Genomic DNA, 21,339 nt, shown 5'->3' with positions numbered 1-21,339 from the left:
GGCGCCTGGCGGGAGCCCGCCGCCGCCTCACAAGCGCCCCCGCGAAAGTGAGCAGCCTGCGGCGGAAAATCCGTCTAAGATCAGGGCGCGGCATCAGAGGCGCCCTGTAAAAGCGCCCTGTAAAACCAGCCTGCGAAACCGCCCTGCAACCGGAGAAGAAGCCCCCCATGAGCGACCACAGGATGCACCGGCGGGCTCTGACCGCCTGCCTTGCCGCCAGCCTGCTGGCCGCGCAGAGGCTGCCCGCAGCGCCCCTGCCTTACCGCCTCATACCGGACGCGACCGAAGTGCGCTTTACCTTCCGCCTCAGCGGCCGGCCGCAGCATGGGCGGATCCCGGTCCGCGCCGCCCGCATCCGCATCGATCCGCAGAACCTGACCCGCAGCCAGGCCGATATCACGCTTGACGCAACCCGGGCCCGGACCGGGCTGATCTTTGCCACCGAGGCGCTGAAAAGCCCCGGCGTGCTCGACACTGCGCGGTTCCCGGAGATCCGCTTCCGTTCCACCCGCGTCCGCCTCGGGCCTGACGGGCGGCTTTCGGGCGGCGCGCGGATTCACGGCGTCCTCACCCTGCGCGGCACCACCCGGCCGCTTACCTTGCATGCCGCGCTCTACCGCCGCCCCGGCACCGCGGCGGATGACCTGCGCGAGCTGGATGTGCATCTCAACGGCAGTCTCAGCCGTGCGGCCTTCGGGGCCGCCGGCTATCCGGATCTGGTTGCCGACCGGGTCACCCTCGCCATCAGGGCCCGCATCCGCCAGGCGGCCTGAACCCCGGGCAAAGCCCCGGGCCGCGCCCGGTGCCGAAAAACACCGCCGCGCAAAAATACGACACAGCCATGACGGAAACCGGCTGGCAATGCCGCCGCAGCCTGTCATGGTCGCAGAATTATGCGCCTGATCATCTCCTTTGCCGCCCTCTTCTTTTCTGTCATCCTGCTGCAGCTCTCGACCGGCGGCGTCGGCCCGCTGGATGCCATTTCGGGCTTGACGCTGAACTTCAGCAAAGAGCAGATCGGCCTCCTCGGCTCGGCGCATTTCTTTGGCTTCTTCATCGGCTGCTGGTGGGCGCCGCGGCTGATGGGCAATGTCGGCCATTCCCGCGCCTTTGCGGTCTGCACCGCGCTGGGGGCGATGGGGCTGTTGGGCCATACGCTGACGGAAAACCCCTATGCCTGGGCGGCGATGCGGATTGCCTCCGGCCTCTGCGTGGCCGGCGCCTATACGGTGATCGAGGCCTGGCTCAACACCAAGGTCACCAATGAAAACCGCGGCCGCGCCATGGGCACTTACCGGATTGCCGATATGAGCGCCTCGCTGGCAGCGCAGCTGATCATCGCGGTGCTGCCGCCGGCCGCCTATGTCTCCTACAACCTGTTGGCGCTGCTGTGCTGTGCGGCGCTGCTGCCGCTGACCCTGACCAAGGCGAGCCAGCCGGAAACCCCGGATGCGCCGCGCCTGCGCCCCAAGCTGGCCTGGCGCTGTTCGCCGCTGGCGGTGGCCGGGGTGATCGTCGCCGCGCTCAGCTCCGCTTCGTTCCGCATGGTCGGCCCGGTCTATGGTCAGGAGGTCGGGCTGGAAATCGGCCAGATCGCCTTTTTCCTTGCCTCCTTCGTGCTGGGCGGGGCGCTGGCGCAATACCCGATGGGCTGGCTGGCCGACAAATACGACCGCCGCTGGGTGCTGATCTGGCTTTCCGTTGCGGCCATCTTCAGCTGCGCTGTCACCATGGCCGCCAGCGGCACCGGCACCCTGGGAGTTATGCTTACGGCGGCGTTCTTCGGCTTCACCACCTTCCCGATCTTCTCGGTCTCCGCTGCGCACGCCAACGACTTTGCAACATCAGAAGAGCGGGTTGAACTGGCAGCAGCGCTGATGTTCTTCTTTGCCCTGGGCGCCATCGCCAGCCCCTATGTCTCCTCAGCGCTGATCAGCTTTTACGGGCCGCCTGCCCTGTTTGCCTATGTGGCCTGCGGCCATGTGCTGCTCATTGCATTTGGTCTCAGCCGGATGAAAGTGCGCCCGACCCCCGAAGAACGCACCAGCTATGTCTATGCGCCGCGCACCTCTTTTACCATCGGCCGCCTTCTGAAACGGTCTCGCGAGAAGCAGTGAAACAGGTCAGTAACCCTGTCCGAATGTTTCGCGCGCGAAACATTCGGACAGCAGATCTGACCCTTTAAGGATCTGTTTACGCTTGCAAAAGCGCTGCGAGCTCCGGCACCGCCAATCCGCCCGCCACGGCAAGGGCGGCGGCGAGGGTGAACGGCGCGCAATCACCATCGGGCAGAAAGCCAAACAGCCATGGCCGGCCCCAGACTGCTTACACCGGCAGGCCATCCGAATGGCAACGCCCCGTGATCTTTCAAAGGCTTACAACAGGTTTCCGCTATCATCGCGCGCGCCAGCCCGCGGTTCAGGTCAAGCCGGGTCCGGCCCTGTATCTCCAATTTTCAGGGAAATCCGCAGCCGGGGTTTCCGCCGCCTGCGCCATGCGGTAGACGGGCCTTTGACACATTACCTGGATGGATAGCATGGCACGCATTCTGATCACTTCCGCGATTCCCTACATCAACGGGATCAAGCATCTGGGCAACCTGGTGGGCTCGCAGCTGCCGGCCGACCTTTACGCCCGGTTCCAGCGCGGACGCGGCAACGAGGTGCTGTTCCTCTGCGCCACCGACGAACACGGCACCCCGGCTGAGCTGGCCGCCGCCAAGGCGGACAAGCCGGTGGCGGAATACTGCGCTGAAATGCACGCCGTCCAGTCGGAAATCGCCAAGGGCTTTGCCCTGTCGTTCGACCATTTCGGCCGGTCCTCCAGCCCGCAGAACCACACGCTGACCCAGCATTTCGCAGGCAAGCTGGCCGAGGCCGGGCTGATCCGCGAAGTGACCGAAAAGCAGGTCTATTCCAATGCCGACGGCCGCTTCCTGCCCGACCGCTATATCGAGGGCACCTGCCCCAACTGCGGCTATGAACGCGCCCGCGGCGACCAATGCGAGGAGTGCACCAAGCAGCTGGACCCGACCGACCTGATCAACCCGCGCTCCGCTGTCTCCGGTTCCACCGACCTGGAAGTGCGCGAGACCAAGCACCTCTACCTGTGCCAGTCGCAGCTGAAAGATGATCTGGACGCCTGGATCGACAGCAAAAAGGACTGGCCGGTCCTGACCACCTCGATCGCCAAGAAGTGGCTGCACGACGGCGACGGGTTGCAGGACCGCGGCATCACCCGCGATCTGGACTGGGGCGTGCCGGTCAAAAAGGGCGGCGCGGACTGGCCCGGCATGGAAGGCAAGGTGTTCTACGTCTGGTTCGACGCGCCGATCGAATACATCGCCTGCGCCGGCGAATGGGCCGAGGCCAATGGCAAGACAGACGCCGACTGGCAGCGCTGGTGGCGCACCGACAAGGGCGCGGAGGACGTCAAATACGTCCAGTTCATGGGCAAGGACAACGTCCCCTTCCACACCCTGTCGTTCCCGGCCACGATTCTGGGTTCGGGCGAGCCGTGGAAAATGGTCGACCACCTGAAGTCGTTCAACTACCTGAACTATGACGGCGGCCAGTTCTCGACCAGCCAGGGCCGCGGCGTGTTCATGGACCAGGCACTGGAAATCCTGCCGGCGGATTACTGGCGCTGGTGGCTGCTGAGCCATGCCCCGGAAAGCAGCGATTCCGAGTTCACCTGGGAGAACTTCCAGCAGTCGGTGAACAAGGATCTGGCGGATGTGCTGGGCAATTTTGTGTCCCGCATCACCAAGTTCTGCCGCTCCAAGTTCGGCGAGGAAGTGCCCGCGGCCGGCGCGTACGGCGAACAGGAACAGGCGCTGATCGCAGAGCTGACCACCCGTATCCGCGCCTATGAGGGCCATATGGAGGCGATGGAGGTCCGCAAATCGGCGCAGGAGCTGCGGGCGATCTGGGTGGCCGGCAATGAATACCTGCAATCCGCCGCGCCCTGGTCGGTGTTCAAGCAGGACCCTGACCGCGCCGCGGCGCAGGTGCGTCTGGGCCTGAACCTGATCCGCCTCTATGCGGTGCTCTCGGCGCCCTTCATCCCGCAGGCCGCGGACACGCTGATGGCGGCGATGAATTCGGACGACCGCAGCTGGCCCGAAGATGCGGCGGCGGCCCTGTCGGCGCTGCCCGCGGGCCACAGCTTCACCGTGCCCGAAGTACTGTTCGCCAAGATCACCGATGAGCAGCGCGAGGACTGGCAGGCGCGTTTCTCCGGCACCCGCGCCTAGGACCGCACACACGGAATTCTGAAAGGCCGCCCATTGGGCGGCCTTTTGCGTTTCACCTAAACTCTGCTGCCACCGTAAAAATTATTCCCTACTAAAAAACTCGGATTGACATAGGTGACTAAATAAATCAGGAATACGGCATTCCAGCCAGCCTGACTCGGATCAGGCGAGCCCGAGCGACCTGTAATCAACCGAGATCGCCCCCATGCCGACCAGAGACAGCCGCCCCCGCGGCCTGCAGACCCAAGAGCTGGAGCCCGAGGACATGCGCCAATTTTGGCCGCAGGTCTTTGCGCCGTCCGGCGCTCTGTCCGGTTTTTGTCTGGAATGGCTTCTGGACAGGGCGGAATTTAGCAATGGGCGAAAGATATGAACCAGATTGCCTCCAAGCCGGTGCCGACCACCGCAACTACCGAAGTTTTCCCCACCTACCACGCCGAGGATCTGACCCGCGGCGGTGCGCAGGCCCGCATTCTGCTGAACGGGCAGATCTATTCGCTGCGCATCACCCGCGCGGGCAAGCTGATCCTGACCAAGTGAGCAGACCGGCATGAGCACTGCGCATTCCTCGCCCCGCGGCGGCGTGACCGTCGGCACCCTCTCCGAACTGCCGCCGCTGGAAGCCGGCGCGGTGATCTACTTGCGGCACTGGTTTTCCGGCGCCGAGACCCGCGAGCAGATGCGCCTGGACTTCGAGGTGAACTTCGGACCGGAAATGGCAGAGGCCGCGTTTGAGGCCTTTGGCTCTCTTTGCAATTTCTGCGCCACCCATGGCCGCCGCCCGCTGGTGCGCCACGGCATGGCCTGCAACTGCCTGGGCGCGGATGAAAACTGCTTTGCCAACCTGCTGGCCTCCGCGGCCGAGGGGCAGCAGGACGATGCGCAGATCCTTGCCGCGCTGATTGTGACGCCGCGCAAAGCCTCCGAGCTGACGCAGCTGGCGTCGGACTGCGGCTTGCTGATGCAACAGGTCATGGGGCCGCGCCCGCCGCTGCAACCGGCCCGGCCCGACACCGCAACGCTTCACTGAATTGAACACAGACCTAAGGACTTAGCTGATGAAATCCCTGTTTCTCACGGGCACTGCCCTTGCCGGTCTCGCCTTTGGCGCCACCGCCGCCGCTGCCTCCGGCAAGACAGACGTGCTGACCAATTACGCCAATATCGCCGAGGCCAAGTACCAGGACAGCCTAGCCACCGCGCAGGTGCTGAAAGCCGCCGTCGATATGCTGATTGCGGATCCGTCGGCTGAAAACCTGGAAGCTGCGCGCACCGCCTGGATCGCCGCCCGGGTGCCCTATCAGCAGTCCGAAGTGTTCCGGTTCGGCAATGCCATCGTGGATGACTGGGAAGGCAAGGTGAACGCCTGGCCGCTGGACGAGGGCCTGATCGATTACGTGGACGCCTCCTATGGCGGGCCGACCGACGAGAACCCCCTGGCGGCGCTGAACGTGATCGCCAACCCCGGTTTTGAACTGTCGGGCAAGGCGGTCGACGCCGCCAAGATCACCCCCGAACTGCTGGAAGGCGCCCTGCACGAGGCTGATGGTGTCGAGGCCAATGTGGCCACCGGTTACCACGCCATCGAATTCCTGCTCTGGGGCCAGGACCTGAACGGCACCGAACATGGCGCCGGCGACCGCCCCTGGACCGACTATGCCGCAGGCGATGCCTGCACCAACGGCAACTGCGGCCGCCGCGGTGAATACCTCCAGGCGGCGACCGGGCTGCTGATCTCCGACCTGGAGTGGATCGCCGCGCAATGGGGGCCCGGGGGCGGCGCCCGCACTGCGCTGCTGGCTGATGAAAACGCCGGCATCACCGCCATGCTGACCGGCATGGGCTCGCTGTCTTATGGCGAACAGGCGGGGGAGCGGATGCGCCTGGGCCTGATGCTGAACGACCCGGAGGAAGAGCATGATTGCTTCTCCGACAACACCCACAACAGCCACTACTATGACGGGCTCGGTGTGCAGAACGTCTATCTGGGCGAATATGTCCGGGTGAACGGCGACCTGGTCTCCGGCGCGTCGCTGTCGGACCTGGTGGCCGCCAAGGACGCCGGTCTGGACGCCGAGATGCGCAGCAAGCTGTCCACCACCATGCGCGCACTTGGCCGCATCAAGACCGCCGCCGAAGCAGGCCTGTCCTATGACCAGATGCTGGCCCAAGGGAACAATGCCGGCGAAGCGCTGGTGATGGGCGGCGTCAACGGGCTGATCGACCAGACCCGCTCGATCGAGCGGGTGGTAACCACCCTGGATCTGGGCGGCGTTGCCATCGAAGGCTCCGACAGCCTCGACAACCCCTCTGCAGTCTTCCAGTAGGAACCACGGTACCTGGCAATGGCGGGCCGCGGTTTCTGCGGCCCCATCTTGCAGGTGTGAGGCTGCCTGACGCCACAATCCCAAGTGTTTTACTCTGGATAACCCTTGAAACCCCAGCAAATCTGTCGGATATATTTCCCAACGGAATCACTTGGCCATTCAGGCCGCCGGGCAAGGACGCGAACCGCATGATCGTTTGCCACTGCACACAGATATCGGACCACGACATCCGCGCCGCCATCAATTGGATGCGAAATGCCGATCCCGAAACGATAATCACTCCGGGCAAGATCTATCACGCCTTGGGGAAAGCCGCCGATTGCGGCGGCTGCATGCCGCTTTTCCTCGACACGATGCGTTCCAGCAGTAAGCTGGAAGTACCTGCGCAGCTTACAAATTTACGCGCAGCATCAATTCGGGAGAAAAGTAATGAAGGGCGACGCCAAGGTCATCGACTATCTCAACAAAGCGCTGCGCCATGAGCTGACCGCGGTCAGCCAGTATTGGCTCCACTACCGGCTGCAGGACGATTGGGGCCTGGGCAGCATGGCCAAAAAAAGCCGCGAGGAAAGCATCGAGGAGATGCAGCACGCGGACAAATTGATCGAAAGGATTCTGTTCCTCGGCGGCCACCCGAACCTGCAGAAGCTTGACCCGCTGCGGATCGGCCAGACGCCGAAAGAAACCCTCGAATGCGACCTTGCCGCCGAAGTGGACGCCCGCGCGCTTTACAAGGAAGCCCGCGAAGCCTGCAACAAAGCGGGGGACTACGTCACGCAAAAGCTGTTTGAAGAGCTGATGGCGGACGAAGAAGGCCATATCGACTTCCTTGAAACCCAGCTTGAACTGCACGACCGGATCGGTGCCGAAAACTATGCCCAGCTCAACGCCACCAAGATGGCCGAGATCGAAGACTAAACTGGCTCTGGCTGCCGCATTTGCGGCGGCCACCCCCGTTGCGGCGCTGGACCTGGCCAGCCAGTACCAGGCCGAGCCGCACCTCTCCCCCCTTCCCCGCACCGACGCCGAACGCACCCGGATAGAGGCCGTGACCGCGCCCGCCGCGGATTTCTCTGCACCCGAACGGTTCGAAGACCTGCCCGCCGGTGCTGCCACCGTGCGTGCGCGGCCGGATGACGAAGCGTTCTCGCAGCATTCCGCCAACCTCAGTTTCGAGCAGGAGCTGGAATTCAAACTGGGTAATGGCCTGTTCAAGAAGATCTGGGTGTTTTCGCCTGCTTCCACCTTGGCCTCTGACGGTCTCGGCCCGCTCTATAACGCCCGGTCCTGCCAGCGCTGCCACCTGAAGGACGGCCGCGGCCATGTGCCAGAGCAGCCGGACTATGCGTCCGCCACCATGTTCCTGCGCGTCTCGATCCCCGGCCCCGTGCCGCCAGAGCTGCGGGCGGTTCATGACTACATCGGCACCGCGCCCGATCCGAACTACGGCAGCCAGCTGCAGGATTTCTCCGCCCCCGGCATCGCGCCGGAATACAAGCTGCAGGTCGCGTACGAGGACTTCGAAGTCGCCCTGAACGGCGGCGAAACAGCAACTTTGCGCCGCCCCGGCTACACCGCTGCAAACCTCGGCTACGGCCCGCTTGCCAAGGGCGCCATGCTCTCCCCCCGGGTCGCGCCGCCGATGATCGGGCTGGGATTGCTGGAGGCCGTCCCCGCCGCCGACATCCTCGCCCACGCGGATGAGGAGGACGCGGATGGCGACGGCATCTCAGGCCGTGCCAACCTTGTCTGGTCGCGCGAATTCAACCGGATCATGCTGGGCCGCTTCGGCCTGAAAGCCGGGATGCCGACAGTGCACGAACAATCCGCCGGCGCCTTCGCCGGCGATATCGGCATTTCCACCCCGCTGTTCCCAGCCCACGCCGGCGAATGCACCGGCCTGCAGACCGCCTGCCAGTCTGCCCCGCACGGCGGCGGTGATTCCCGTGAAACCGAGATCGACCAGCCCAACATGGATCTGGTCGCCTTCTACAGCCGCAACCTGGGCGTGCCCGCCCGCCGGAACGCGGATGACCCGAATGTGCTGCGCGGCAAGCAGCTGTTCTATGACAGCGGCTGCGCCGCCTGCCACGTCCCGAAATATGTGACCCACCGGCTGGCCGGCCGCCCCGAGCAAAGCTTCCAGCTGATCTGGCCCTACTCCGACCTCTTGCTGCATGACATGGGCGAAGGCCTTGCCGACCACCGCCCAGAGGCCCGCGCCACGGGCCGCGAATGGCGCACCGCGCCGCTCTGGGGGATTGGCCTGACGCAGCAAGTCTCGCCCCGCGCCACCTTTTTGCACGACGGCCGCGCCCGCACCCTGCTGGAGGCGGTTCTGTGGCACGGCGGCGAGGCGGAAGCAGCCAAAACCCGGGTGGTGGAGCTGCCGCCGGAAGACCGTGCTGCCCTGATCTCATTCCTGGAGAGCCTCTGATGCGCGCCCTTGCTTTCGCTCTTGCCGTGGCTGCAGCCCCCGCCGCGGCCTCAGACCTGTCCAGCGCCATCACCGATCAGCTGATCCTCCCGGCCTTCCAGACGCTTGCAGAGGAGGCGCAGGCACTGGCGGAGACGGCAAAGGCGGATTGCAACCCGCAGTCCGGATCCCTGCGCGCAGCCTACGGCGCCGCCTTCGACGCCTGGATCGCCGCCAGCCCCTACCGTTTCGGGCCGACGGAAACAGACAGCCGCGCCTTCGCGCTGGCCTTCTGGCCCGACAGCCGCAGCAAAACGCCCAAGGCGCTTGCCAGTCTGATCCGCAGCGAAGACCCCGGCATCTCGGACCCGGCGCAATTCGCCAGCCACTCCATCGCCGCCCGCGGCTTTTATGCTCTGGAATACCTGCTGTATGATCCGCAGCTTTCCAGCACCGGCAGCGCAGGCTACCGCTGTGCCCTGACCCGCGCCATCAGCGCAGACATTGCCGCCACCTCCGCCGCAATCAGCCGGGACTGGACTGAAAACTACGCCGCAGAAATGCGCCGCCCCGCCGGCCGCTATCAAAGCGAAAATGAAATCACCCAGCAATTGCTCAAAGTCCTCTCGACCGGCCTGCAGGTGCTGGACGACATGCGCCTGGGGCGTCCGCTGGGGACATATGACAGGCCCCGCCCGGCCCGCGCCGAGGCCCGCCGCTCCGGCCGCAGCCTGCGCCATGTGCTGCTGTCCCTGAACGCGCTGGAACCGCTGGCGCTGGCTCTGGCGGGCCCCCATGCGGACCTTCAAACCAAAATCACCGCTGGTTTTTCCAAAGCCCGCAAAACGGCCGAGACCCTCGACGACCCCGTCTTTGCCGGCGCGGCCGATCCCGCCGGCCGCTTCCGCATCGAATCCCTGCAGCAGGAGATCAAGGACCTGCGCGCGCTGGTGGCCGGGGAACTGGGCCCGGCCCTGGGTGTTGAGGCAGGCTTCAATTCCCTGGACGGCGATTGATATGGCGTCCCGCCGCGGCTTTTTGGCCGGCCTTCTGGCCACAGGCCTTGCCCCGCAGGCCAGTTGGGCCAGCGCCGGCAGCCCCGCCTTCCTGTCTGCCGGCAAGGACGCCAGCGGCGCCTTCCTGCTTGCGGGCCTCACAGAAGACGGCGAAATCCTGTTCCGCCATCCGCTGCCCGGCCGCGGCCACGCCGCAGCGGCGCATCCCACCCGCCCCGAGGCGGTTGCCTTTGCCCGCCGTCCGGGCCGCTTTGCCGATGTGATCGACTGCCGCACGGGCGCCGCCATCGCCCGGCTGGAACCGCCGGCGGGCCGGCATTTCTATGGCCACGGCACCTTCTCCCCCGACGGCGCCCGCCTGTTCACGACCGAGAACGACTATGAAAACGCCCGCGGCATCATCGGGGTCTGGGATGCCGCGGACGGATACAAGCGCATCGGCGCCTTCGCTTCCGGCGGCATTGGTCCGCACGACATGCTGCTGCGCCGGGACGCGCCGGGGCTGGTCATCGCCAACGGCGGTATTGAAACCCACCCCGGCAGCGGCCGCGCCAAGCTGAACCTTCCGGACATGCGCCCGAATCTCAGCTACTTGGGCTTTGACGGCACCCTGCAGGACCAGATGGAACTGCCGCGCGTGCTGCATCTGAATTCGATCCGCCACCTCGCCATGCGCACCGACGGCACCGTTGGTTTTGCCATGCAATGGCAGGGGGATCCGGGCGAAATCCTGCCCGTCGCGGGGCTGCACAAGCCCGGCAATCCGCCCCGCTTGATGGCCGATGGCGACCCGAGGGTGCTGAACCTCAAGAGCTATGGCGGTTCAGTGGCTTTCTTAGCGGACGGATCGAAGATCGGTGTCACCTCTCCGCGCGGCGGGGTGCTGCAGGTGATGGATACCGGGACCGGAGTTCTGCTGCAGGAACACCGGATGACGGATGTTTGCGGCCTGGCAATGTCCAGGGCGGGCTTCACCGCCAGCACCGGAACCGGGCAGTTCTTCGGGATTTCCGCATCCGGCATGCGCCGGTTGCACCGGTCGGACCTGGCCTGGGACAATCACCTGATCCCGCTGGTCTAATTCGGCAGGAACGGACCCGTGTCTAGGCGCGCCGCCTCCGGCGCGCCCTTTCGTTTTGACGGCCCGAGAAGCCAATACGAAAACAATGGGTGACATTCCGCGCGCGTTTCGCTAAAGATCCGCAGCGAAAGGAAAGCGTATGGATGCCGCCAGCCGTCAAAACGAAATCATCGCCCTGCTGAACCAGCAGGACCGGGTGGAGGTTGACGGCCTGTCCCAGCGCTTTGGCGTGTCGTTGCAGACGGTGCGGGCCGACCTGCGCGACCTGTCTGCGCGCGGCGCCCTGTCCCGAGTGCACGGCGGCGCTGTCCGGGTAAGCTCCGCTGCCAGCCAGGGCTATGAGGACCGGCGCAAGCTGAACGCGGGCAACAAGCTGGCGATGGCGGCACTGGCGGCTGAGCTGATCCCCGACAATTGTTCGCTCACGCTCAACATCGGCACCTCCACCGAGCAGGTGGCGCGGGCGCTGTCCGGCCACAGAGGCCTGACCGTTGTCTCCAACAATATCAATATTATCAACCTTATGATGGGCGGTCAGGCCAAGGAATTGATCCTGGCCGGCGGCACTGTGCGGCAAAGCGACGGCGCCATTGTGGGCGAGGACGCGGTTGAATTCCTGTCCCGCTACAAGGTCGATTTCGCCGTCATCGGCGCTTCGGCGCTGGACCCAGACGGCGCCGTGATGGACCACGACGCCCGCGAGGTTTCGGTCGCCCGCGCGATTCTGAAAAACGCCCGCCAGCGGGTTCTGGTCTGCGACGGCAGCAAGTTCGCCCGCTCCGCCCCGGTGCGGATCTGCAATGTGGCAGAGCTGGACGTGGTGATCACCGACCGCCCGGTGCCGGAAGAATTTGCCGAGGCCGCGCAGGCCGCAGGCACCCGTATCCTCACCGCCGGACAAAACGAAAGCAGCGAAAATGACTGATACGCCTGTCACTGACCTTTTCATCATCGGCGGCGGCATCAACGGCTGCGGCATCGCCCGCGACGCCGCCGGCCGCGGATTGTCGGTCACATTGGCCGAAATGAACGACCTGGCCTCCGCCACCTCTTCGGCCTCGACCAAACTGTTCCACGGCGGCCTGCGTTATCTGGAATATTTCGAGTTCCGCCTGGTCCGCGAGGCGCTGATCGAGCGCGAGGTGCTGCTCAGCGCAATGCCGCATATCTCCTGGCCGATGCGCTTTGTGCTGCCGTTTCACAAGGACATGCGCTTTGACAGCGAAACGCCAACGTCGAAACTGCTGACAACCTTCATGCCCTGGATGAAGGGCCGCCGTCCGGCCTGGCTGATCCGGCTGGGGCTGTTTCTCTACGATTCCCTGGGCAAGCGCGGCATCCTGCCCGGCACCGCCAAGCTGGACCTGTCCCGCGACCCCGCAGGCGGGCCGCTGAAAGACAAGTTTCAGACCGCCTTTGAATATTCCGACTGCTGGATCGAAGACGCCCGGCTGGTGGTGCTGAACGCCCGCGATGCGCAGGCGCGCGGCGCCGGCATCCTGACCCGGACCGAGGTCACTTCAGCCGAACGCCACGCCGGCCACTGGGTGATCCGGACCAAGAACCACGCCACCGGCGCCGAGCAGGAACACCGCGCCAGGATGCTGGTCAACGCGGGCGGCCCCTGGGTCGCCGATGTGCTGCACCAGAAGCTGGGCCTGAGCAGCCGCGAAAACGTCCGCCTGGTGCGCGGCAGCCATATCGTGGTGCCGAAACTGTTCGACCACGGCCGCTGCTATTTCTTCCAGGGCGGTGATGGGCGGATCATCTTTGCCATCCCCTATGAACAGGATTTCACCCTGATCGGCACCACCGATGCCGACCACCCCGACCCGGATACCACGCCCGTCTGCACCGAAGCGGAGCAGGACTATCTGGCTGATTTCGCCTCGCAATACTTCAAGCAGCCGCTAAGCCGCAAAGACGTGGTCTGGACCTATTCCGGCGTCCGGCCGCTCTATGACGACGGCGCCAGCTCCGCCACTGCGGCCACCCGCGAATATGTGCTGACGCTGGATCAGGCGCAGGCGCCGCTGCTCAATGTCTTTGGCGGCAAGATCACCACTTACCGCAAACTGGCCGAGGCCGCTTTGGCGAAAATCGGCGAGGTGTTCCCGCAATTGCCCTCTGACTGGACCGCAGGCGTGGCCCTGCCCGGCGGTGATTTTGCGGTGGCGGACGTGGAGAAACTGACGTCGAAACTGGCGGCGGAATACCCCTTCCTGCCGCCCTATTGGGCGGGACGGCTGATCCGCGCTTACGGGACCGAGGCATGGAACATTCTTGGCGACGCCAAAACTGCCGAGGATCTGGGTCAGGACTTCGGCGCCACCGTCACCGCGCGGGAGCTGGACTGGGCAATTGCCCGCGAATGGGTGCGCGCAGGCGACGACTATCTGTGGCGGCGCACCAAGCTGGGGCTGCGGCTGGATGACGCCCAGCGCGCAGAGGTGGATGCCTATATTCAGGGAAAAGCCGCACAGCTCGCGGCATAACGCTTAGGGCAGCGCCCGAGCCTGGGCGGGTGCGAAGCGCCCTCCCGTTTTGCCGGACGCAAACCTTCGGCTTGACGGGAAGGCCGGGTTCGGCCCGGCCTCCCGGCCGGGCCGAACGTCTTAAAACTCCACGCCCCTCTGCGCCTTCACACCGGCGCGGAACGGATGCTTGATCTGGCCCATCTCGGTTACCAGATCGGCAATCTCGATCAGCTCCTCCTTGGCGTTGCGGCCGGTCAGAACCACATGGGTCATCGGCGGCTTCTGCTCCACCAGGAACTCCAGCACCTCCTCCAGATCCAGATACTCATAGCGCAGCGCGATGTTGATCTCGTCCAGCAGCACCATGGTGTTGCGCTCGTCCAGAATCATCTCCTTGGCCTTTTCCCAGCCTTTCTGGGCGGCGGCAATGTCGCGGGCCTTGTCCTGGGTCTCCCAGGTAAACCCCTCGCCCATCGCATAGAACTGGCACAGATCGCTGAAGTTTTCCTCGATCAGGGTGCGTTCGCCGGTCTGCCAGGCGCCCTTGATGAACTGCACCACCGCCGACGGCATCCCATGCGCAATGCAGCGCATGATCATTCCGAACCCGGAGGACGACTTGCCCTTGCCCGGCCCGGTGTGGACGATGATCAGGCCCTTCTCGCCCTCCTTGGTCTTCATCATCCGGTCGCGCGCGGCCTTCTTCTTGGCCATCTTGGAGGCGTGACGGGCGGCTTCTTCCTCTGAGATGCCGGTTTCAGACTTTTCGCTCATGGGGGCTCTCCAGCTGTTTGACCCATGTCTTGACAAAGAAGGGCACGATAGCGCAAGGGGGTTTCGCTGGTTCCTGCGAAAGCAGGCGAAGAGGGAATGTGAAGGCCATACGGGCCGAAGCACAGCCGCCCCCGCGACCGTGACCGGATGAGGCCGCCATGCCACTGGGTGATCCCCGGGAAGGCAGGATGGCCGGCAAGGCCCCGCGCCTTGGCATCCGCAAGCCGGGAGACCTGCCAGCGAAGGAGAGTTCAACGGGCGGGCGGGGTGTTCCGCGACCGGTTGAGGGGCAGGCACGCACCGCCCCCCTTCTGGCCATGTCCCTGCTTGCCTGACGCGACAGGAGACGCGCCAATGGCAGAAGACAAGGCGGGCACCCCCGCCAGCACCCCGGGACCGGTCACGCTGACCGTTTGCCTTACCTGCCGCCGCGACGGCGCCGATCCGGAGGCCGCCCGCCCCGGCGCCATCCTGCACGCCGCGCTGGAAGAGGCCGGAATGCCCGAAGGCGTCGCCTTGCGCGGTGTCGAATGCCTGTCCTCCTGCAAGCGCGGCTGCGCCGTTGCCCTGATCGGCGGCGCCGAGCGCTGGACCTATGTCTACGGCGACCTCGACCCGGACCAGCATGTCCCAGAAATCCTGGAAGGGGCCGCGGCCTATGCCGGCACCGCCGATGGTCTCGTGCCCTGGCGCCAGCGCCCGCAGACCTTCCGCAAGCAATCCGTTGCCCGCATCCCGCCGGCCAAGTTCTTCTCCGAGGAGTAATCATGAGCGATCTCAACAAGATCCCCGTCACCGTCATCACCGGTTTTCTGGGCGCAGGTAAAACCACGCTGATCCGCCACCTGATGCAGAACCCGCAAGGAAAACGCCTGGCGGTGGTGGTCAACGAGTTCGGCACCGCCGGTGTGGACGGCGACATCCTGAAATCCTGCGCCGATGAAAACTGCCCGGCGGAGAATATCATGGAGCTGGCCAACGGCTGCATCTGCTGCACCGTGGCCGATGACTTCATCCCCACCATAGAGCAGCTGATGGCCTTGCCCGAGCAGCCCGACCACATCGTTATCGAGACCTCCGGCCTGGCGCTGCCGAAACCGCTGCTGAAGGCGTTTGACTGGCCCGCGATCCGCTCCCGCATCACCGTCGACGGCGTAATCGCGCTGGCCGATGCCGAGGCGGTGGCCAAAGGCCAGTTCGCCCCCGATCTGGACGCCGTGCAGGCCCAGCGCGAGGCGGATGACAGCATCGACCATGAAACCCCGCTCAGCGAGGTGTTCGAGGACCAGATCTCCTGCGCCGACATCGTTCTGCTGTCCAAGGCTGACCTGGCCGGCGACGCAGGCGTCGAGAAGGCCCGCGCGGTGATCGAGGCCGAGGCGCCCCGCAAATTGCCGATCCTGCCGATGAGCGAAGGCGTCATCGACCCGCGCATCATCCTGGGCCTGGGCGCCGCTGCCGAGGACGATCTCGACGCCCGCCCCAGCCACCATGACGGCCACCACGACCACGAGCATGACGATTTTGAAAGCATCGTTGTCGAAATGGGCGAAGTATCCGACCCGGAAGCGCTGCAGAATGCGATCGTGAAACTCGCCCGCGAGCGCAACATCCTGCGCGTCAAAGGCTATGTCGCGGTGGAAGGAAAGCCGATGCGGATGCTGGTTCAGGCCGTGGGCGAGCGTCTGCGCGCCCAGTACGACCAGCCCTGGGGCGCGCAGCCGCGCAAAACCGCCCTGGTGGTCATCGCCGAGCACGACAACATCGACGAACAGGCGATCCGCGCCGAGCTGGGGGCGTAAGCTGATGCTGGCTTGGGGCGATGATAGCTGCTGTCTTGACCGGCCCTTGGGCCGGACAGCCCCCGGCCGCCCCCCCGGGCGGGGGCTGTCCCCCCACCCGCAGCCGGGGGCTGTCTTCCGCGCGTCACGGCGCCCATCGCGAAAGGCCTGACCCATGCACGTCGTCTTCCGCGAAAGCCACGGCCTTGACGAGACCGATACCCCGCAAGACCTCGGGCAGACGCCCGCGGACCTTGTGGTGCTGTCCTTCTCCGACAGCGACCTCGGCGCTTTTGCGGCGGGCTGGCACCGCGCGGAAGGCAAGCTGCCCTCCCTGCGCGTCGCCAATCTGGTGGCGCTCAAGCACCCGCTGTCGGTCGACGTCTACGCGGAACAGACACTGGAGGGCGCCAAGGGCGTCCTCGTCCGCCTGATCGGCGGCGAAAGCTACTGGTCCTACGGCCTCGCCACCCTGCAGGATCTGGCCCGGCGCAAGGGCATTGCGCTGGCGATCCTGCCCGCCGACGGGCGCGAGGACGCCCGCCTGGATGAGCTTTCCACCCTGCCCGTCTCCACCCTGCGCCGCCTGCAGGCGCTTTGCGATGCCGGCGGCGCGGTGGCAGCACAGGCTGCCCTGGCCCAGCTGGCCCTCGCGGCCGGCCTTTATGCCGGCCCTGTCCTCGGCCTCAAGACGATGCCCGAGCATGGCTTCTACGATCCGGAAAGGGGCGTGCTGTCCGACCTCCCGGCGCAGAACAAACCGCTGGTGCTGGTCAGCTTTTACCGCTCCTACCTCACCGCCGCTGACACCGCCCCGGCCGATGCGCTGATAGAAGACCTCCGCACCCGCGGCTATGCCGCCTATGGCATTTTTGCCGCCAGCCTCAAGGCCCCTTCCGCCGCAGACTGGCTGCGCGAAAAGCTGCCCGCGCTGAACCCGGCGGCCATCATCAACGCCACCGCATTTTCGGCCCAAGGCACCGACGGCAGCGCCTCGCCACTGTCGATCACAGGCTGCCCGGTGTTCCAGGTCGCGCTCTCTACCGCCCGCAAGAAAGACTGGGCCGAGGCAGACCGCGGGTTGTCGCCTGCCGACCTTGCCATGCATGTGGTCCTGCCCGAGGTTGACGGCCGCATCTTTGCCGGCGTCGTCAGTTTCAAATCGCCGGGCAAGAAAGACCCGGATCTGCAGTATTCCCGGTTTGCCCACCGCGCCGATGCGGGCCGCATCAAAGCCGCGGTCGACCGCGTCGAAGGCTGGCTGCGGCTTGCCAAGCTGGCGAACGCAGACAAACGCCTTGCCCTGATCCTGTCCACCTACCCGGGCCGCGACCACAATCTCGCCCACGCGGTGGGGCTGGACGCGCTGGCCTCCTGCGACGAAATCCTGCGTGAACTGGCAGCGCAGGGCTACGCGGTCGAGGCGCTGGAGAACACCGGCCTGCGGCTGATGGAGGAGACTCTCAGCGTCCCGCTGGAGGAGTACCTCAAGGCCCTCGCCACCCTGCCGCAAGACCTGCAGGACACCCTGGCCGAGGCCTGGGGCAGCCCGGAAGAAGACGCGGACTGCCGCGATGGCGCGTTTCATTTCAAGGCCCTGCGCGCAGGCAATGCCCTGATCGCGCTGCAGCCCGAACGCGGCGAGGTGAAAACCCGCGTCGACGACTACCACGACCTCGACCGCACCCCGCGCCACGCCTATGCCGCCTTTTATCTGTGGCTGCGCGCGCAAACAGACGCCCTCGTCCATATCGGCGCCCACGGCACCCTGGAATGGCTGCCGGGCAAGGCGGTGGCGCTTTCCGGCACCTGCTGGCCCGAAGTTCTGACCGGCCCGCTGCCGGTCGCCTACCCGTTCATCGTCAACGATCCCGGCGAAGCCGCCCAGGCCAAGCGCCGCATCGGCGCCATCACCCTCGGCCATCTGCCGCCGCCTTTGGCGCAGACCAGCCTGCCCGAAGGCATGGCCCGGCTCGAAAGCCTGCTGGATGAATACTCCACCGCCGACGGGCTGGATCCGGCCCGCCGCGACCGGCTGATCGGCGATATCCGCGCCGAGGCGCAAGGCACCGGCGTCGAGGCCGATCTGGGCCTTACCCCCGGCACCTCTCCCGCCGAGGCGATCACCCGCATCGACGCCTTTGTCTGCGACATCAAGGAAAGCCAGTACGGCGAAGGGCTGCATATTTTCGGCACCGGCCAATGCGGGGCGGAAGAACGCGCCGGCCTGATTGCGGCCCTGGGCGGCAAAATCGTCCCCCCCGGCCCGTCCGGCTCGCCGTTCCGGGGCCGCGACGATGTGATCCCGACGGGCCGCAACCTCTTCACCACCGATCCGCGCGCGGTGCCGTCGCGGGCGGCGCATGCGCAAGGGGTCAAACTGGCGGAAGAGCTGCTGCGCCGCCATCTGCAGGACCACGGCGACTGGCCGCGCGGGCTGGTGATCGACCTCTGGGGCTCCGCCACCATGCGCACCGCGGGCGAGGAATTCGCGATGGCGCTGCACCTCGCAGGCCTCGCGCCGAAATGGGACGAAGGCTCCGAACGCGTCTCCGGCTTCGAGGTGCTGCCGCTGTCGATGCTGAACCGCCCCCGCATCGACGTGACCCTCCGGGTCTCCGGACTGTTCCGCGATGTGTTTCCCGGCCTCGCACAGATGTTCGAAACTGCCGCAGCGGCCCTTGCCCAGCGCGAAGAAGCCCAGGCCGACAACCCCTACCTTACCGAGACCCCCCGCGTCTTTGGACCCAAACCGGGCCAGTACGGCCTGTCGATGAACCCGCATCTGGACGACTACACCGACGCAGCCCGCGCCGCGGCTGGCGAGGCCTGGCTCAACGCCTCCTCGCACGCCATCGACGCCAAGGGCGCCATCAGCGATGCCCGCGAAGCCTTGGAATCCCGCCTGCAGGGCGCCGACAGTTTCGTCCACTTGCAGGACCTGCCGGAAACCGACCTGCTGATCGCGTCTGATTACGCCGCGCATGAGGCCGGCTTTGCCGCCGCGATGGCCCGCATCGGCCAGAAGGCGCCTGCGCTCTACCACATGGACGCCACCCGCCCGGACAAGCCGCAGGCGCGCTCCCTGGGCGAGGAAATCGCCCGCGTCACCCGCGCCCGCGCCGCCAATCCGGACTGGGCCACCGCGATGATGAACCACGGCTTCCGCGGCGCGGCAGAAATCGCCGCCACCCTCGACCACATGGCCGCCTTCGCGCATCTGGCGCAGGTGGTGCAGCCGCATCTGTTCGATCTCTATTTCGAGGCCACCCTGGGCCGCGACGATCTGGTGGCGTTCATGGAACGCGAAAACCCCGGCGCATTGCAAGCGATGCGCGACCGCTTCCGCGCGCTGTATGATGCGGGCCTCTGGAGCACCCGGCGCAATTCGATCATGGCCGGGCTGGAGGGCGCCGTATGAGCGGCACTTTGGAACCCAAGGTCTACGGCTGGTGTCCCGGCGCCCTGCGGCCGATGATGTCCGGCGATGGGCTGGTGGTCCGGGTCCGCGCGCCGCTTGGTAAACTTACCGTTAACCAGGCGCGCGGTGTGGCTAGACTTTCGCAGGACTTCGGCAATGGCCTGCTGGATATCTCCGCCCGTGCCAGCCTGCAGATGCGCGGCCTTCGCGAGGACCGCTATGAGGCGCTGATCGAGGGCCTGCGCGACCTTGGCCTCCTCGACCCGGATGCACAGGCCGAAGCCCGCCGCAATGTCCTCCTCGCTCCCTTCTGGCAGGATGGCGACGACAGCCACGCCATCGCCACCGATCTCAGCGCCGCGCTGACGGCCGCAACGGGCCTGTCCCTGCCCGGGAAATTCGGCTTTGCCGTGGACTGCGGCGAAGCCCCTGTGCTGCAAGACACCGCCGCCGACATCCGCATTGAGCGCGCAGGCGGCACCCTGAACCTGCGCGCCGACGGAGCGGAGACCGGCAAACCCGTCACACGTGAATCCGCCGTTGCCGAAGCCCTGGCCCTGGCCCGCTGGTTTCTGCAGCAGGGCGGCGCGCCCGAAGGCCGCGGCAGGATGCACCGTCTGATCGCGCGCCGCGGGCCGCCGACAGCGCATGCCGCACCGATGGCAAACGCCCGCTTCACCGCAAAACCGGGCGCTGTCCCCGCGGGGACACTGGCCGCTATGGAGTTCGGCCAGATGCCCGCCGCCACGTTGGCACGGCTGGCAGATCATGGGGCCCTCCGCCTCACCCCCTGGCGGATGCTGCTGGTGGAAGGTGCCGCTAGCCTGCCGCCTCTGCCGGGCCTGATCCTGGACGCAGCGGACCCGCGCCTGCAGGTCGTCGCCTGCACCGGCGCGCCCGGCTGCCTGCAGGCGCTTTCCTCCACCAGGGCTTTGGCGCGCCAATTAGCGCCGCATGTCCCCGCGGGGACAAAGCTGCATATCTCCGGCTGCGCCAAGGGCTGCGCCTGCCCGGGCACCGCCCCGCTGACCCTGACCGCCACCGGCCAGGATGAATTCTCCCTGATCCGCCGTGGCACTGCCGCGGATCAGCCCGTAAAGACCCGCCTGAGCGCCGCCGCCTTGCGCGCCGCTCCCGAACTTCTGAAAGAGGGCAGCTGACATGCTCCACACCTATGAAACCAACGGCGCGGCGATCTATGCCGAAAGCTTTGCCACCATCCGCCGCGAGGCCGATCTGGCGCGCTTCAACAAGGACGAGGAAAGCGTTGTTGTCCGCATGATCCACGCCGCCGGCATGGTGGGGCTGGAGGAACACGTGCGCTTTTCCGAAGGCATGGCCGAATGTGCCCGTGCAGCACTTGCCAAAGGCGCGCCGATCCTCTGCGACGCCTATATGGTCAGCGAAGGCATCACCCGCCCGCGCCTGCCCGCGGACAACGAGGTGATCTGCACCCTGCGCGACCCCAAGGTGCCGGAGATGGCCAAGGAAATGTCCAACACCCGCTCTGCCGCGGCCCTCGAACTGTGGCGGCCGAAACTGGAGGGGGCCGTGGTTGCCATCGGCAACGCCCCGACCGCGCTGTTCCACTTGCTGAACATGCTCAAGGATCCCGCCTGCCCCCGCCCCGCCGCCATCATCGGCTGCCCGGTGGGTTTTGTCGGCGCGATGGAATCGAAAGACGCGCTGATGGAAGACCTGCCGGTGCCGTCGATGATCGTGAAGGGCCGCCTCGGCGGCTCCGCCATCACCGTCGCTGCGGTAAACGCGCTGGCGAGCTGGAAAGAGTAA

Annotated in this window: 19 protein-coding genes and 1 riboswitch; of the genes, 18 read left to right on the top strand and 1 reads right to left on the bottom strand. The window is 66.0% G+C overall.

Annotation, left to right across the window (positions count from 1 at the left end):
- The first annotated feature begins 167 nt into the window (after window positions 1-167).
- The 13 genes from METH_RS04170 to glpD all read left to right on the top strand — a co-directional run bounded on the left by METH_RS04170 (window position 168) and on the right by glpD (window position 13,590).
- Window positions 168-773 (top strand): YceI family protein, encoded by a 606-nt coding sequence (locus METH_RS04170; RefSeq protein ID WP_044008330.1) that lies wholly within the window; start codon window positions 168-170, stop codon window positions 771-773.
- Between the two features lie 120 nt (window positions 774-893).
- A complete protein-coding gene (locus tag METH_RS04165) occupies window positions 894-2,117 on the top strand; it encodes an MFS transporter (RefSeq protein WP_024089162.1) in 1,224 nt (407 codons plus the stop codon).
- Window positions 2,118-2,536: 419 nt separating this feature from the next.
- Window positions 2,537-4,255, top strand: a complete 1,719-nt coding sequence (gene metG / locus METH_RS04160) for a methionine--tRNA ligase (RefSeq protein ID WP_024089161.1) — start codon at window positions 2,537-2,539, stop codon at window positions 4,253-4,255.
- A 369-nt stretch (window positions 4,256-4,624) separates the two neighbouring features.
- Complete coding sequence (gene hemP, locus METH_RS22995) at window positions 4,625-4,795, top strand: hemin uptake protein HemP (RefSeq protein ID WP_024089159.1); 171 nt, start codon at window positions 4,625-4,627, stop codon at window positions 4,793-4,795.
- Between the two features lie 10 nt (window positions 4,796-4,805).
- Window positions 4,806-5,285 (top strand): hypothetical protein, encoded by a 480-nt coding sequence (locus METH_RS04155; RefSeq protein WP_024089158.1) that lies wholly within the window; start codon window positions 4,806-4,808, stop codon window positions 5,283-5,285.
- A 28-nt stretch (window positions 5,286-5,313) separates the two neighbouring features.
- The gene (locus tag METH_RS04150) at window positions 5,314-6,582 is read left to right on the top strand and encodes an imelysin family protein (protein WP_024089157.1); all 1,269 of its coding nucleotides are present in this window, start codon (window positions 5,314-5,316) and stop codon (window positions 6,580-6,582) included.
- A gap of 188 nt (window positions 6,583-6,770) precedes the next feature.
- Entirely contained in the window at window positions 6,771-7,064 is a 294-nt protein-coding gene (locus METH_RS22990) for a (2Fe-2S)-binding protein (RefSeq protein ID WP_084013758.1), read from the top strand.
- Complete coding sequence (gene bfr / locus METH_RS04145) at window positions 7,012-7,500, top strand: bacterioferritin (RefSeq protein ID WP_024089156.1); 489 nt, start codon at window positions 7,012-7,014, stop codon at window positions 7,498-7,500. Before METH_RS22990 ends, bfr begins: the two co-directional genes overlap by 53 nt.
- On the top strand, window positions 7,457-9,019 hold the full coding sequence (locus tag METH_RS04140; protein ID WP_024089155.1) for a di-heme oxidoreductase family protein: 1,563 nt from the start codon (window positions 7,457-7,459) through the stop codon (window positions 9,017-9,019). Before bfr ends, METH_RS04140 begins: the two co-directional genes overlap by 44 nt.
- A complete protein-coding gene (locus METH_RS04135) occupies window positions 9,019-10,014 on the top strand; it encodes an imelysin family protein (RefSeq protein ID WP_024089154.1) in 996 nt (331 codons plus the stop codon). Before METH_RS04140 ends, METH_RS04135 begins: the two co-directional genes overlap by 1 nt.
- A 1-nt stretch (window position 10,015) precedes the next feature.
- Window positions 10,016-11,095, top strand: coding sequence for a DUF1513 domain-containing protein (locus METH_RS04130; RefSeq protein WP_024089153.1), 1,080 nt, complete (start codon window positions 10,016-10,018; stop codon window positions 11,093-11,095).
- A 139-nt stretch (window positions 11,096-11,234) separates the two neighbouring features.
- Window positions 11,235-12,020 carry a DeoR/GlpR family DNA-binding transcription regulator gene (locus METH_RS04125; protein WP_024089152.1) on the top strand — a complete coding sequence of 262 codons (786 nt, stop codon included), beginning with the start codon at window positions 11,235-11,237 and terminating at the stop codon, window positions 12,018-12,020.
- Complete coding sequence (gene glpD, locus METH_RS04120) at window positions 12,013-13,590, top strand: glycerol-3-phosphate dehydrogenase (RefSeq protein ID WP_024089151.1); 1,578 nt, start codon at window positions 12,013-12,015, stop codon at window positions 13,588-13,590. The genes METH_RS04125 and glpD overlap by 8 nt, the downstream gene beginning before the upstream one ends.
- Window positions 13,591-13,710: 120 nt before the next feature.
- On the opposite strand, the gene cobO is transcribed toward glpD, so the two are convergent.
- On the bottom strand, window positions 13,711-14,346 hold the full coding sequence (gene cobO, locus METH_RS04115; RefSeq protein WP_024089150.1) for a cob(I)yrinic acid a,c-diamide adenosyltransferase: 636 nt from the start codon (window positions 14,344-14,346) through the stop codon (window positions 13,711-13,713).
- Between the two features lie 50 nt (window positions 14,347-14,396).
- Window positions 14,397-14,601, top strand: a riboswitch (cobalamin riboswitch).
- 99 nt (window positions 14,602-14,700) lie between these two features.
- Here cobO and METH_RS04110 point away from each other — a divergent pair.
- The 5 genes from METH_RS04110 to METH_RS04090 all read left to right on the top strand — a co-directional run bounded on the left by METH_RS04110 (window position 14,701) and on the right by METH_RS04090 (window position 21,339).
- On the top strand, window positions 14,701-15,111 hold the full coding sequence (locus tag METH_RS04110; protein WP_024089149.1) for a DUF1636 family protein: 411 nt from the start codon (window positions 14,701-14,703) through the stop codon (window positions 15,109-15,111).
- Window positions 15,112-15,113: 2 nt separating this feature from the next.
- Window positions 15,114-16,148 carry a cobalamin biosynthesis protein CobW gene (cobW, locus tag METH_RS04105; protein ID WP_024089148.1) on the top strand — a complete coding sequence of 345 codons (1,035 nt, stop codon included), beginning with the start codon at window positions 15,114-15,116 and terminating at the stop codon, window positions 16,146-16,148.
- 154 nt (window positions 16,149-16,302) lie between these two features.
- Window positions 16,303-19,548 (top strand): cobaltochelatase subunit CobN, encoded by a 3,246-nt coding sequence (cobN, locus tag METH_RS04100; protein WP_024089147.1) that lies wholly within the window; start codon window positions 16,303-16,305, stop codon window positions 19,546-19,548.
- Window positions 19,545-20,708 (top strand): precorrin-3B synthase, encoded by a 1,164-nt coding sequence (cobG, locus tag METH_RS04095; RefSeq protein ID WP_024089146.1) that lies wholly within the window; start codon window positions 19,545-19,547, stop codon window positions 20,706-20,708. Before cobN ends, cobG begins: the two co-directional genes overlap by 4 nt.
- A 1-nt stretch (window position 20,709) precedes the next feature.
- Complete coding sequence (locus tag METH_RS04090; RefSeq protein ID WP_024089145.1) at window positions 20,710-21,339, top strand: precorrin-8X methylmutase; 630 nt, start codon at window positions 20,710-20,712, stop codon at window positions 21,337-21,339.

The sequence above is a fragment of the Leisingera methylohalidivorans DSM 14336 genome, from assembly GCF_000511355.1.
GTDB classification, from domain to species: domain Bacteria; phylum Pseudomonadota; class Alphaproteobacteria; order Rhodobacterales; family Rhodobacteraceae; genus Leisingera; species Leisingera methylohalidivorans.
This window is presented reverse-complemented; position numbering and strand designations above follow the sequence as displayed.

Coding starts and splice junctions, on each gene's coding strand:
- bfr (WP_024089156.1), top strand. CDS start 7,012: ATGAAGGGCGACGCCAAGGTCATCGACTATCTCAACAAAGCGCTGCGC.
- METH_RS04135 (WP_024089154.1), top strand. CDS start 9,019: ATGCGCGCCCTTGCTTTCGCTCTTGCCGTGGCTGCAGCCCCCGCCGCG.
- cobO (WP_024089150.1), bottom strand. CDS start 14,346: ATGAGCGAAAAGTCTGAAACCGGCATCTCAGAGGAAGAAGCCGCCCGT.
- METH_RS04150 (WP_024089157.1), top strand. CDS start 5,314: ATGAAATCCCTGTTTCTCACGGGCACTGCCCTTGCCGGTCTCGCCTTT.
- METH_RS04130 (WP_024089153.1), top strand. CDS start 10,016: ATGGCGTCCCGCCGCGGCTTTTTGGCCGGCCTTCTGGCCACAGGCCTT.
- METH_RS04110 (WP_024089149.1), top strand. CDS start 14,701: ATGGCAGAAGACAAGGCGGGCACCCCCGCCAGCACCCCGGGACCGGTC.
- METH_RS04140 (WP_024089155.1), top strand. CDS start 7,457: ATGCCCAGCTCAACGCCACCAAGATGGCCGAGATCGAAGACTAAACTG.
- METH_RS04155 (WP_024089158.1), top strand. CDS start 4,806: ATGAGCACTGCGCATTCCTCGCCCCGCGGCGGCGTGACCGTCGGCACC.
- hemP (WP_024089159.1), top strand. CDS start 4,625: ATGAACCAGATTGCCTCCAAGCCGGTGCCGACCACCGCAACTACCGAA.
- METH_RS04165 (WP_024089162.1), top strand. CDS start 894: ATGCGCCTGATCATCTCCTTTGCCGCCCTCTTCTTTTCTGTCATCCTG.
- METH_RS04125 (WP_024089152.1), top strand. CDS start 11,235: ATGGATGCCGCCAGCCGTCAAAACGAAATCATCGCCCTGCTGAACCAG.
- cobN (WP_024089147.1), top strand. CDS start 16,303: ATGCACGTCGTCTTCCGCGAAAGCCACGGCCTTGACGAGACCGATACC.
- METH_RS04090 (WP_024089145.1), top strand. CDS start 20,710: ATGCTCCACACCTATGAAACCAACGGCGCGGCGATCTATGCCGAAAGC.
- METH_RS04170 (WP_044008330.1), top strand. CDS start 168: ATGAGCGACCACAGGATGCACCGGCGGGCTCTGACCGCCTGCCTTGCC.
- cobW (WP_024089148.1), top strand. CDS start 15,114: ATGAGCGATCTCAACAAGATCCCCGTCACCGTCATCACCGGTTTTCTG.
- metG (WP_024089161.1), top strand. CDS start 2,537: ATGGCACGCATTCTGATCACTTCCGCGATTCCCTACATCAACGGGATC.
- METH_RS22990 (WP_084013758.1), top strand. CDS start 6,771: ATGATCGTTTGCCACTGCACACAGATATCGGACCACGACATCCGCGCC.
- cobG (WP_024089146.1), top strand. CDS start 19,545: ATGAGCGGCACTTTGGAACCCAAGGTCTACGGCTGGTGTCCCGGCGCC.
- glpD (WP_024089151.1), top strand. CDS start 12,013: ATGACTGATACGCCTGTCACTGACCTTTTCATCATCGGCGGCGGCATC.